Here is an 11,664-nt window from a genome sequence, read left to right on the forward strand (position 1 = left end):
CGACTTAGAAGTCGAAGTCGCCGATGTTGTCTGCGTCGAACACGTAGGGGTCGCCCAAAAGGACCACGCCATCGGCGTCAACGGTGTACTCGCCGAGCTTGCCGGCGTCGAAGGTGTCGCCCTCAGCTCCGGTGATCGTGCCCTCGATCAGGGCCTTGTTGGCGTAGGCAGCGAGGTAGCCCAGGTCGCCCGGGTTCCACAGTGCGAATGCTTCCGAGGTGCCGTCTTCGATGTACGAGCGCATCTGGTTCGGGGTGCCCAAGCCAGTGATCGCGACTTCACCCTTGTACTCGGAGGTCGAGAGGTAGCGTGCTGCAGCAGCAATGCCGACGGTGGTCGGGGACACAATGCCCTTGAGGTCGGGGTAGGTCTGCAGCAGTGCCGCAGTCTTGTCGAACGAGGTCTGGTCGTCGTCGTCGCCGTACACGACGTCAACGAGTTCGATGTTCGGGTGGTCTTCCGCGAGCATGCCTTCCATGAGCTCGATCCAGGCGTTCTGGTTGGTCGCGTTGGCCGTTGCGGAGAGGATCGCGATCTGGCCCTCATCACCAATCTGCTCGGCAATCATGTCGACCTGTACCTGGGCAATACCCTCGGAGGTGGCCTGGTTGATGAAGATGTCGCGGCAGTCGGTGTTCGTGTCGGAGTCGAACGTGACGACCTTCACGCCATTGTCGCGAGCCTCGTTGAGGGCGTCGCAGATGGCTTCGGGGTCGTTCGCGGAGACCGCGATACCGCCCACGCCCTGCTGGGTGAGGGTGTTGATGTAGCTCACCTGAGCATCGGGTGCTGCCTCGGCAGGGCCGACCTCGGCGTAGGTTCCACCGAACTCTTCGATGGCTTCTTCACCACCGGCATCGGAGGTGTCGAAGTAGGCGTTACCCAAGTTCTTGGGCAGGAAGGTGATGGCGAGGTTGGCATCGGAGCCGCCCTCGGAACCGCCTGCTGTCGAGGAGGACTCGGTGTCCGAGTCGCTCGAGCAGCCGGTCACGACAAGAGCGGCGGACAGCGCGAGAGCTGCCAGCGACCCCTTGCGGAGTGTGCGTGAAGACGTCATTGTGCTTCCTTTTCTTGAGTTGCCGATGCGGGGGCATCGGGGCTTGCTTGGTTCGCCGCGGTGACGGCCGGGGTGCCGCCTGCGGATTCTCTGCGCCCTCGTTGGCGCGCTCGTGCGGAGCGTGCCCAGGCGAGAAGACTGGGGGAGATCACCGAGATCACGAGGAGTGTTCCGGTGATGATGTTGATGACATCGGACGTGACATTGGCCAGACGCAGCGCACTGGCGAGGATGCCGATGAGGAAGACACCGGCAATCACACCGTGCAGTGCGCCGCGTCCACCGAAGATGGAGACGCCACCGAGGAGCACCGCGGCGATGACGCTGAGCTCCAAGCCCGTGGCATTGTCACCTCGGGCGCTTCCGTAGCGCAGGGTGTAGTAGATGCCTGCCAAGGCCGCGATGGTTCCCGAAGCCACGAAGAGCATGAGCTTGGTGCGCTCGACGCGGACGCCGGAGAACCGTGCGGCTTCCGAGGACTGGCCGATGGCGAAGACGCCGCGGCCGAAAGGCGTAGCGTGCAGGACCAGCGCAAAGATGATGGCGAGAACCACAAAGAGGACCATGACGCTCGGGATCGGCGTGCCTGGGATCTTCGACGTCGCAAGGTCCGTCCACGTGTCCGGGAATCCTGTGACCGCAGTGGTTCCAAGGATTCCGACAGCGAGGCCGCGGAACAGGGCGAGCGTACCGATCGTGACCGCCAGCGAAGGAAGGCCGACCACGGTGACGAGGAACCCATTGATGAATCCTGCGATGGCACCGGCGACCAGTGCTGCGAGCATCGCCAGCGGAATGGGCCAGCCAGCTTGGTACAGCGTTCCAAAGGCAACGCTTGATAGGCCGACCACGGATGCGACGGATAGGTCGATCTCGCCCGTGATGATGATCATGGTCATCGGCAGGGCGATGAGCAGGATCGCGGCGATATCGAGCATCAAATACGTCAGGGTGATAGGGGCCGCAAAGTTGGGCACCATGATGGCGGCGACGATGTAGACCGCGATGACTGCAGCAACGATGGCCATCTCACGGGTGAGGAAGGCCCGCTGCCACCAGGGGCGTGAGTAGTTCTTGTAGGTGCGGACAGTGGTCCGCTCGGCGACGGCGTTAGACACGGTGCGCCTCCTTCTCTTCCTTGTCGCCGGGTGGCGGCGGGCCGCCGGTGTCGTGTTCGGTATCTCGTAGGTCAAGGAGCCGTCGCTCTTGGCGGTTGGCTGCGACCTTGTCCAGCACAATGGCGCCGATGATGAGGACACCCACCACGGCTCGCTGCCAGAAGTCTTCGACGCCGAGGACGGGCAGTGCGCGGTTGATGGTCAGCAGGAGATAAGCGCCGATGGCGGCACCGAACACGGAGCCGGAGCCACCGAAGATGGCAACGCCGCCGATGACCGCTGCACCCACCGCTTCAAGCTCGAGTCCCGAGCCCACCTGCGAGTTAACGGTGCCGTAGCGAGCGGCGTAGAGGACGCCAGCCAGGCCCGCCAGCGCGCCCGAGACCACAAAGGCTGTCAGGATGCGGCGCTTGACCTGCAGCCCGTACAGGTTCGCGGCATCGGGGTCGGAGCCGATGGCATAGAACTCTCGGCCACCTCGCTGGGTATACATGTACCAGCCAGCGATGGCGAGAACCACAAGTGCGATCACCGTGATCACAGGGATCGAGAACCATGACTTGGTTCCGAGGGCGAGGAAGTCGGCTGGCATGTCTGAGGCGTTGATGCGGTCGGACCCTGTCCACATCACGTTGATGCCGCGGTACGCATACAGCGTGCCCAACGTAATGACGAGCGACGGGACGCGCGCAAAGGCGACCAGGCAACCGTTGATGAGACCCAGGAGCGCACCGAAGGCTATTCCGATGAGGAAGACCGTGGGCCATGGCAGCCAGGAGAAGTCAATAAAGACGCGACCCGTGAGGTAGGCGCTCAGTCCCACGACGGAGCCGACCGAGAGGTCCACGTTCCGAGTGATGATGACGACCGCCTGCCCTACCGCGACGATCATGAGGATCGCGGGTGTGACGAGGAGGTCCCGGAAGCCATCGCTTGAGAACAGGAAGTTCGGGTTCTGAATCGTGGTGATAGCGATCACTGCGAACAGCGCCGCCAGGACGCCAATTTCACGAGCCTTGCCGATGCGGCCCAGGCGGGCGAGCACATTGGACTGGGCCAGGATGCTGGTGGAGCTGCTGTCGCTCATGCTGCGACCTCCTTCGAGTGGGTCGCAGCGAACATGACCGATTCGGGTGTCGCGTCAGCGCGGTCAATCTCTGCTGTGATGCGGCCTTCGTGGACCACGAGGACCCTGTCGGCCATTCCCAGCACCTCGGGCAGTTCCGAGGAAATCATGATGATCGCGAGGCCCTGGCCCGCAAGCTTGGAAAGGTCGCGGTGAACCTCAGACTTGGTGCCGATGTCGATGCCGCGTGTGGGCTCGTCGACAATCAGGACCTTGGGGTCTGTGGCAAGCCATTTGGCGAGTACGACCTTCTGCTGGTTTCCACCGCTCAGCGTGCCGACTTGAGCATCAAGCGCGCTGGTCTTCACCTCGAGTCGTGATGCCCATGTGGCCGCAGCTTTGTTCTCCGCGGCGGGCCAGAGCAAGCCCCAGCGGGTCAGCGCGCGGCGAATGGCAAGCGTGGTGTTGCGCGCTACGGAGGACTCCAGGATGACGCCTTGATTGCGGCGGTCCTCGGGGACGAGTGCGATCCCGGCATTCATGGCCGCTGCAGGATTGTGCTTGCGCAACTGAGTTCCGTTGACGGAAACGCTGCCTGACTCGTAGTCATCGACACCAAAGACGGCTCGCGCGATTTCGCTGCGGCCCGCGCCAACGAGGCCAGCGAGCGCGACGATCTCGCCGGATCGGACGGAAAACGACACGTCATGAAAGAGGCCGCGTTGGTTGAGCCCGTCGACGACGAGAACCTCGTCACCTATCTCTGCGGGCTCCTTGGGGAAGAGCGTGCTGACGTCGCGGCCGACCATTTGCCGGACGAGGTCGTCGACGCTGGTGTCTTCGATGGGCGTGGTTGCGACGTACTCGCCGTCGCGCATGATCGTCACCGTGTCGCACAGGTCAAAGACTTCGTCGAAGCGGTGCGAGATGAACAGGAGTGCTCGGCCTTCGTCGCGCAGTGACCGTGCGACTTTGAACAGGCGCTCGACCTCGACTCCAGAGAGGGCTGCGGTGGGCTCGTCCATGATGAGGACGCGGGCGTCGAGGGAGATCGCCTTGGCGATTTCCACGATCTGCTGATCCGCGATCGAGAGCCCGCGCGTGGGGCGGTCGGGGTCGAGGTTGACTCCGAGCTGGCTGAAGAGTTCTTTGACTTGGCTACGCATGGCTCGCCGATCGATGCCTCGGAAGCCCTTCGTGGGCTGGCGGCCCATGAAGATGTTCTCAGTGACGGAGAGATCGGGGAAGAGCGTGGGCTCCTGGTAGATCACGGCGATCCCGGCATCCTTGGACTGCGCGGTGTTGCTGAAGTCGACGCTCTCGCCAGCGAACTCCAGCGTGCCTGCGTCGCGTTGGTGAACTCCGGCAATGATCTTGACGAGGGTTGACTTTCCGGCACCGTTTTCACCGATTAGTGCGTGGATGGAGTGGGACTCCATGCGTAGTGAGCCGCTCTTGAGAGCGACCACAGATCCGAAGGATTTTGAGACTCCTTCGAGCAGCAGAGCGGGGGTGCTCTGACTGGTGGGGACGTGCGTCGACATTGACACTCCAGTTTCAGTCGCCGTTGATGAAACGATTCAAGTGGGTTCACGATAAAGGAGGTTCGCGGTGGTTGTCAAAAGGTTCTGATTGCGGGAATGTAACGATTCAATATGATGGTCTTCGTGCCCACTGGTATCCGGACACGGGCGATCCAGGTGTGACAAGATCACCGGAAGGTTAAAGGAGGACCCGTGGGAGTCAGTGTCAAGGAAGTCGCCAAGCGCGCAGGTGTCTCAGTGGGCACGGTTTCCAACGTCCTCAACCGCCCCGAGAGCGTGCGTGCCGACACAATCGACCGCGTAAACGCCGCCATCGCTGAACTTGGCTATGTCCCCAACGATGCCGCGCGACAGTTGCGCGCTGGCCAATCGACGCAGATTGCGCTCCTGGTCCTCGACATCGGGAACCCCTTCTTCGCTGACGTCGCACGCGGTGCCGAGCGACAGGCCGCCCTCACTGGACATACGGTGTTGTTGGCCAACTCCGATGACTCGCACGAGCGGGAGGCCGCCCACCTCGACCAGTTCGAGCGCCAACGCGTGGCAGGAGTCCTGCTTGTCCCGAGTGACGACGCTGCAGATCGCGTGGCACGGTTGCGAGAACGCGGGATCCCCGTGGTGCTGGTCGACCGAGGGACTGCGGATTCCTCTGTTGCGTCCGTTGCCGTCGATGATGTGGTTGGCGGGAAGACGGCGGCCCAGCACATCCTGGACCAAGGCCGTCGCCGCATCGTGTTCGTGGGGGGACCGTTGGCGATTGCTCAGGCGCGGGATCGTCTCGCTGGCGCTCAGGAGGCAGTCGACGCAGTGGATGGGGCGAGTCTCGACATCTTGGAAACGACCAGCTTGAGTCTTGAGCAGGGAATGGCCGCGGGCGCCCGTATTCAGGAGCTGGTAGCGGAGGGTAAATGCGATGCAGTATTCGCTGCTAACGACCTGTTGGCCATTGGCTTGCAGCAGTCGATGCTGACAGGCGCCGGTCGAGTCACGATCCCGGGAGATGTCGTCATGGTCGGCTACGACGACATCAGTTTTGCGGCGGCCGCCGTCGTCCCCATCACGTCCGTACGGCAGCCCCGTGAACGCATCGGCTCTACTGCTGTAGAACTGCTCATGAAAGAGCGTGACGCCGCAGACGGAGCCGTGCGTGAACACGTTCTGTTCCAGCCAGAGCTCGTGGTCCGCGCGTCTTCGACGGCCCAGTAGCGAGGTTTTGCGGTGAAGAGTGCTTGACTGAGCATATGGAGCATTCAGTCGGGTTGACCCTTGTTGGCGGACCTACCGTGGTCATCGAGTATGCGGGGCAGCGACTCTTGACGGACCCCACCTTTGACCCGCCCGGCAACTACGGCAACCTCACTAAACTGGCCGGCCCCGCGCTCGACCCTCAAGACCTGTGGCCCCTCGACGCGGTGCTCCTCAGCCACGATGAGCATGATGACAACCTCGACATGGCTGGCCGTGCGATTCTTCCGCAGGTTCAGCAGGTGCTCACCACTCCCTCTGGAGCCCAGCGCCTTGGTCGCGCTCGCGGTCTCGAGCCCTGGGAGAGCACGGAGCTCTTGGGTGGTGGTGAGAATGTCACGGTGACAGCCGTGCCGGCTCAGCACGGCCCGGACGATGTCGCTCCTCACCTGGGCGAAGTGACGGGCTTTGTCCTCGAATCGCCAGGCTCTCCTACGGTCTACATCTCCGGTGATAACTCCGAAGTAGGCGTGGCCGCGACGGTGGCAGAACGCTTCCCGGATGTTGCTATTGCCCTGGTGTTTGCCGGTGGAGCGGGCATCGAACGTCTTGGAAATGTGCTGTTGACTGTCGACGCAGAGCGCGTGGCCAGCATCGGCGATCTGTGGCCCGATGCCGCGGTAGTCCCGGTCCACATTGAAGACTGGGAACACTTCCGCCAGCCACGGCAGGATCTCATCGCGTGGTTCGCGGACCACCACCAGGAGGAGCGCCTCACGCTCGTCGAGCGCGGGGAGCGCATCGAGATTCCGTAAGGTGCGGGCCCAGCAGTTGCGGCCGTAGCGACGGCGAGTGTCAGTCCGGGCGCGTAACGTCCTCACCATGACGACGTTGCCGAACGTAGACCCCTGGATCCTCGAGACGATTGCTACCTTGCCGGGCACGGAGGTCGTGCCCTATCCCGAGTGGGGTGCCCAAACCCTGCAGGTTGCCGGCAAGCACTTTGGGCGGGTCGGTACTGACCCCGGCGGGCGGCCCATACTGACCCTCAAAGGTGATCCCGACAACAACCTTGCTCTGGTGCAGGAGTATGACGGCATTAGCCCTGGCTACTACACCAACAAGCGGCTATGGGTGTCCATCGCGCTTGACGACGAGCTCATCCCGCGAGAGGTGGTGGTCGAGGCGCTTGTGGTCGCGTTTGAGATCGTCAAAGCAGGCCTGCCCAAGTATGTGCAAGCGGAGCTGAACCTCTAGTTCGCTACAGAGTCGCTAATTCGTTGTGGCCGGCGGCGCAGTCGAGTCGCGGACGATCAGTTGAGTTGCCAGTTCGAGGCGTTGACTTGACAGCGGCTCATTGGCGATCGATTGCAAGAGCAAACGCGCCGCTGTCGCTCCGATCTCGTCGAAGGGCTGGCGCACTGTGGTGAGGTGCGGAGCCGCGGAGATTGCTTGCATGCTGTCATCGAAGCCGACGACGGATAGTTCGCCAGGCACACGGACAGCACGCATGTGCGCGACATCGAGTACACCGAGCGCTTCAAGGTCGTTGGACGCGAAGATCGCCGTGGGCGGCTGGGGGAGGTCGAGGAGCCTTCGCGCAGCCGCCTGACCGTCTTCAAACATGAAGTTGCCCGGCTGGTCGTATTCAGGTGGCACCGAGATCTCTGCCTCGCGCAAGGCGAAGTAGTAGCCGGCGCGCCGGGCATCGGCGCATTCGCTGGCACGTCCACCGATGAACGCGATGCGCCGGTGGCCGAGGTCAATGAGATGTTTGGTCGCTGAGTAGCCGCCGGTAAAGCTGTTGACGCCCACAGAGGGAATGCCCTCGGCTGGGGTGTTGACCGGGTCGATGACCACAAGCGGCACGTTGGCGTCCGCGAGGGCCTGGCGTTGTTCTTGGTCGACCGTTGACGTGACGAGAATGACGCCATGGTGTGCAGGTCCGACGAGGGCGTGGACCCAGTCGCCTTCGGAGTGGCTCGGGGTCAATTTGGTGACGACGTGCACTCCTGAGTGATGGGCGTGTTCGAGGACGCCGCGCAGCAATGCGAGGTTGTTCGCGTTGTCGAGTGCGTCGAAGGAGACCACAATGCTGCGTTGCTCGGGCTCTGTGTGCCCACTGCGGGAAACATATCCGTGCTCGCGCAAAATTGCGTTGATTCGCGCACGAGTTTCGGAACTGACGTCGGCGCGCCCTTTGACGACTTTGGAGACAGTGGGTACGGAAACGCCTGCTTGTTCGGCGATGTCTTTCAGCGTGGGGCGACGCCGCTCAGCGGTTTCGGACGACATGCGCGGGTCCTTTCCGGCGCGGTGATGGGGCGATACCTGGTAGGTCACGAGTTGGCCACGACATTGTGATCCCCCTTTGGTTCGGCTTGACATGCTCAATGCCCACATCGTACATTGCAAACAACGTTGCGCAAACTTGCGGCGAAACTTTCGAAAGTTTGCTTGCGTTCCGACTCGATTTCACGACGATGTGAGGAGCAGTACAGATGATGAAGGCCAAGAAGAGCCTAGGAGCAGTGGCAGCGGTGAGCGGCCTCGCGCTCACACTGGCGGCGTGCAGCAGCGGCGACGACGCCGACACTGACACCAGCGCGGGAGCCGGCGGTGAAGCCACAGCAGGCGCCGCTACCGTGTGGGTCACCGCGGGCACGGAATCCGTGCTGGACGCATCGATCGCCGCATGGAATGAAACCGGCAACGGCACCCTCGAGATGCAAACCTTCGAGAACGACCCGTTCAAGCAGAAACTCCGTACCGCCGTCAGCGCCGGCGAGGGCCCCACAGTCTTCTCTGGCTGGGGTGGCGGTGGCCTTGCAGAGTACGTGAAGGAAGGCGCCGTTGAATCTCTTCAGTCTGCCCTTGATGCTGAGCCTGAACTGCGTGACCGCATCTTCCCTGCAGTCCTTGCAGGTGGAACGGTCAACGACGAGATCTACGCACTTCCCATCAATGGTGTGCAGCCCGTCGTGTTCTACATGAACCAGGCCGTGCTCGACGAGGCCGGCGTGGCCGCACCCACCACTTGGGACGAGCTGATGGCCGCCGTGCCTGTTCTCAAAGAGGCGGGCGTTGCGCCCATCTCCATTGGAGGAGCAAGTAAGTGGCCCTACCTCATGTGGATCGCGTATCTGACGGACCGCATCGGTGGCCCTGAGGTCTTCGACGCCGTTGTCGCCGGTGAGCCTGGCGCCTGGGAAGACCCCGCCATCATTGAGGCCGCATCGATGATCCAGGACCTTGTTGAGGCAGGTGGCTTTGTTGACGGCTACTCGGCCGTCGACGCCAACCAGGGCGCTGCTGAGGCACTCGTCTACACGGGCAAGGCCGCGATGCAGCTCCAGGGTGCTTGGGCCTACTCGGGCACGTATTCCACCGCCGCTGCAGACTTCGTTGAGGCCGGTGACCTGACGTGGACGACGTTCCCCGAGGTTGAGGGTGGCGCTGGCGACCCCACCAACGTGACGGGAAACCTGTCCTCATACTTCTCGATCACCGCAGACTCGGCTGAGGATGAAAAGGCCACTGCGATGGACTGGCTACTGCACGGTGTGATGGACGACCAGTACGTCGACGACCTGACGGACACTGGTGCTGTTCCGCCAATCTCAGGCCTTGAAGACAAGATCGCGGAGACAGACGCCCCCGAGTGGAATGAATTCGTCTACTCGATCTCCGAGGATGCTGGAAACTTCCAGCTCTCGTGGGACCAGGCGCTTGACGCCACACAGGCCGACGCACTGCTCACCAACTTGGAGCAGGTCTTCCTTCTCCAGATCACGCCTGAGGAGTTCGCGGCCAACCTCAATGAGGTGGCGCAGCAGGGATGACAGTCCTCGCAACCAAGCGGGCCGAAGCGAAGCCTCGCTTCGGCCCGCCGGCCTCATTGAGTGTGCCGGCTCTAGCGCTCTTCGGATTCTTCGCGATTGTTCCGTTGATCATCGCGTTGGGACTGAGCTTTACGCGCTGGAACGGCCTTGGCTCGCCCGAGTGGGTTGGCTTCGATAACTGGGTCACGATCTTCTCCGACCCCGCAATCGCCCATTCGATCTGGCTTACCTTGGGCCTGATGATCCTGTCGTGGGTCATTCAGACTCCCATCGCGATGCTCCTCGGGGTGTTCCTCGCGGGGCACGAGCGGTACCGCGAGATCTTGGCAGTCATCTACTTTGTTCCGCTGTTGCTGTCCTCGGCCGCGATCGCAATCGCGTTCCGCAACCTGCTAGACCCCAACTTTGGGCTGTTCGCCAGCGGTGCAATCCCGTTCCTTGACCAGAACTGGCTCGGGGACCCGGACTTGGCGTTCATCACGGTGACACTGATCATCGCGTGGCAGTTCATCCCGTTCCACACATTGTTGTACCAAGGTGGCGCCCGTCAGATTTCGCAGTCGATGTATGAAGCAGCTGCACTCGATGGGGCTGGTCGTGTTCGGCAGTTCTTCTCCATCACGGTTCCGCAGATGAAGTACACGATCGTGACGTCATCGATGTTGATGATGGTGGGTGCGTTGACGTACTTCGATGTGATCTGGATTCTGACGCAGGGTGGTCCCGGCGACGCAACGCGCATCCTGCCGCTCGCGATGTATCAGACCGGATTCGTTGCTAACCAGATGGGTCTGGCCTCGGCCATTGCCATCGTCCTTGCGGTGGTGGGAATGACGATCTCACTCACCATCACCCGATTGTCTGGATTCTCCCGTATGGAGAGCCAAATGGAAGGCGAGTGACGGCATGGCTGACACCCGTACTAAGAAGTCTTCGACCATCAAGGTCATTCGTAGTCAGCCCGCACGGCCTTCGAAGAAGCGGCTCAACGTGGCTGGTGGAGTCTTGTCCTTTGTGTGGCTCGCGGTTGTTGCCGTGCCGTTGTATTGGCTCGTCATCACGAGCTTTAGGACGCAGGCGACGTTTTTCACCGATAAGCCGTTGGCGCTGCCTTCGGACCCCACGCTGGACAACTACCAGTTAGTGCTCGAGAACGACTTCTGGCGCTATTTGGCCAACTCCGCGATCGTCACCATCGTGGCGACAGTCTTGATTGTCGCTTGCGCATTCTTGGCCGCCTACGCCATCGCGCGTAATGGTCGTGGTGTGTCGAAGGCGACCTTCAGTGTGTTGCTGCTGGGGCTGGCGATTCCTCTCCAGGCCACGATTATTCCGGTGTATCTGCTGATCGTGGAGATGGGTTTGTACGACACCTTGATCGCGGTGATCCTGCCCTCTGCTGCGTTCGGATTGCCTATTGCGGTGCTGATTCTCGTGAACTTCCTGCGCGACATTCCGCCGTCGTTGTTTGAGGCGGCACGCCTTGATGGTGCTAGCGAGTGGCGCGCGATGCTGACGGTTGCGCTACCTCTGGCGCGTCCTGCGTTGGCAACCGTTGCCATCTATAGCGGTCTGAATGTGTGGAACGGGTTCTTGTTCCCGCTGATTTTGACGCAGAGTGAGGACAAGCGCGTCCTGCCACTGGCACTGACGACGTATCAGGGACTCTTCACGATCAATGTCCCTGCTGTGGTGGCTGCGGTGGTGCTGTCGAGCCTGCCGGTGATTGCGTTGTACATCCTTGGACGGCGCCAACTCTTGGCCGGTATGACTGCGGGATTCGGAAAATAGACATCGGTGGGTGACGCGGTTGCCGCAGTCGCCCCCAGAAGTAGTGTGAAGAAAGGCAAGG

Annotated in this window: 11 protein-coding genes; 6 read left to right on the top strand and 5 right to left on the bottom strand. The window is 61.9% G+C overall.

What is annotated here, in order from left to right; translation table 11 throughout:
* Window positions 1–4 precede the first annotated feature (4 nt).
* Genes rhaS through AOP79_RS06550 form a run of 4 tightly spaced genes read right to left on the bottom strand, consistent with a single transcriptional unit; the run spans window position 5 to window position 4,785 of the window.
* Window positions 5–1,057 (bottom strand): rhamnose ABC transporter substrate-binding protein, encoded by a 1,053-nt coding sequence (rhaS, locus tag AOP79_RS06535; RefSeq protein WP_062071740.1) that lies wholly within the window; start codon window positions 1,055–1,057, stop codon window positions 5–7.
* On the bottom strand, window positions 1,054–2,175 hold the full coding sequence (locus AOP79_RS06540; RefSeq protein WP_236683282.1) for an ABC transporter permease: 1,122 nt from the start codon (window positions 2,173–2,175) through the stop codon (window positions 1,054–1,056). Before AOP79_RS06540 ends, rhaS begins: the two co-directional genes overlap by 4 nt.
* Window positions 2,168–3,262 carry an ABC transporter permease gene (locus AOP79_RS06545; RefSeq protein WP_082093430.1) on the bottom strand — a complete coding sequence of 365 codons (1,095 nt, stop codon included), beginning with the start codon at window positions 3,260–3,262 and terminating at the stop codon, window positions 2,168–2,170. The genes AOP79_RS06540 and AOP79_RS06545 overlap by 8 nt, the downstream gene beginning before the upstream one ends.
* Entirely contained in the window at window positions 3,259–4,785 is a 1,527-nt protein-coding gene (locus AOP79_RS06550) for a sugar ABC transporter ATP-binding protein (protein WP_062071741.1), read from the bottom strand. Before AOP79_RS06550 ends, AOP79_RS06545 begins: the two co-directional genes overlap by 4 nt.
* A 192-nt stretch (window positions 4,786–4,977) precedes the next feature.
* Between AOP79_RS06550 and AOP79_RS06555 the strand changes: the two genes are divergently transcribed.
* The 3 genes from AOP79_RS06555 to AOP79_RS06565 all read left to right on the top strand — a co-directional run bounded on the left by AOP79_RS06555 (window position 4,978) and on the right by AOP79_RS06565 (window position 7,227).
* Entirely contained in the window at window positions 4,978–5,991 is a 1,014-nt protein-coding gene (locus tag AOP79_RS06555) for a LacI family DNA-binding transcriptional regulator (protein WP_062071743.1), read from the top strand.
* 35 nt (window positions 5,992–6,026) lie between these two features.
* Complete coding sequence (locus tag AOP79_RS06560; protein WP_062071746.1) at window positions 6,027–6,785, top strand: MBL fold metallo-hydrolase; 759 nt, start codon at window positions 6,027–6,029, stop codon at window positions 6,783–6,785.
* A gap of 67 nt (window positions 6,786–6,852) precedes the next feature.
* The gene (locus AOP79_RS06565) at window positions 6,853–7,227 is read left to right on the top strand and encodes an MmcQ/YjbR family DNA-binding protein (protein ID WP_152648043.1); all 375 of its coding nucleotides are present in this window, start codon (window positions 6,853–6,855) and stop codon (window positions 7,225–7,227) included.
* A gap of 15 nt (window positions 7,228–7,242) precedes the next feature.
* Here AOP79_RS06565 and AOP79_RS06570 read toward each other — a convergent pair whose 3' ends face one another.
* Window positions 7,243–8,265, bottom strand: coding sequence for a LacI family DNA-binding transcriptional regulator (locus AOP79_RS06570; protein ID WP_062071751.1), 1,023 nt, complete (start codon window positions 8,263–8,265; stop codon window positions 7,243–7,245).
* Between the two features lie 206 nt (window positions 8,266–8,471).
* On the opposite strand from AOP79_RS06570, the gene AOP79_RS06575 reads away from it, so the two are divergent.
* From AOP79_RS06575 to AOP79_RS06585, 3 genes are read left to right on the top strand one after another with little or no spacing between them, the layout of a single operon-like run.
* On the top strand, window positions 8,472–9,812 hold the full coding sequence (locus AOP79_RS06575) for an ABC transporter substrate-binding protein (protein WP_062071753.1): 1,341 nt from the start codon (window positions 8,472–8,474) through the stop codon (window positions 9,810–9,812).
* Window positions 9,809–10,714 (top strand): carbohydrate ABC transporter permease, encoded by a 906-nt coding sequence (locus AOP79_RS06580; RefSeq protein WP_062071755.1) that lies wholly within the window; start codon window positions 9,809–9,811, stop codon window positions 10,712–10,714. Before AOP79_RS06575 ends, AOP79_RS06580 begins: the two co-directional genes overlap by 4 nt.
* A gap of 4 nt (window positions 10,715–10,718) precedes the next feature.
* Window positions 10,719–11,603, top strand: coding sequence for a carbohydrate ABC transporter permease (locus AOP79_RS06585; protein WP_082093431.1), 885 nt, complete (start codon window positions 10,719–10,721; stop codon window positions 11,601–11,603).
* Window positions 11,604–11,664 lie beyond the last annotated feature (61 nt).

The organism is Demequina sediminicola (genome assembly GCF_000975055.1).
Classification (GTDB): domain Bacteria; phylum Actinomycetota; class Actinomycetes; order Actinomycetales; family Demequinaceae; genus Demequina; species Demequina sediminicola.

Excerpts from the sequence above, each read along its gene's own strand:
- AOP79_RS06580 (WP_062071755.1), top strand. The coding sequence starts at position 9,809 with ATGACAGTCCTCGCAACCAAGCGGGCCGAAGCGAAGCCTCGCTTCGGC.
- rhaS (WP_062071740.1), bottom strand. The coding sequence starts at position 1,057 with ATGACGTCTTCACGCACACTCCGCAAGGGGTCGCTGGCAGCTCTCGCG.
- AOP79_RS06550 (WP_062071741.1), bottom strand. The coding sequence starts at position 4,785 with ATGTCGACGCACGTCCCCACCAGTCAGAGCACCCCCGCTCTGCTGCTC.
- AOP79_RS06575 (WP_062071753.1), top strand. The coding sequence starts at position 8,472 with ATGATGAAGGCCAAGAAGAGCCTAGGAGCAGTGGCAGCGGTGAGCGGC.
- AOP79_RS06545 (WP_082093430.1), bottom strand. The coding sequence starts at position 3,262 with ATGAGCGACAGCAGCTCCACCAGCATCCTGGCCCAGTCCAATGTGCTC.
- AOP79_RS06560 (WP_062071746.1), top strand. The coding sequence starts at position 6,027 with ATGGAGCATTCAGTCGGGTTGACCCTTGTTGGCGGACCTACCGTGGTC.
- AOP79_RS06585 (WP_082093431.1), top strand. The coding sequence starts at position 10,719 with ATGGCTGACACCCGTACTAAGAAGTCTTCGACCATCAAGGTCATTCGT.
- AOP79_RS06565 (WP_152648043.1), top strand. The coding sequence starts at position 6,853 with ATGACGACGTTGCCGAACGTAGACCCCTGGATCCTCGAGACGATTGCT.
- AOP79_RS06570 (WP_062071751.1), bottom strand. The coding sequence starts at position 8,265 with ATGTCGTCCGAAACCGCTGAGCGGCGTCGCCCCACGCTGAAAGACATC.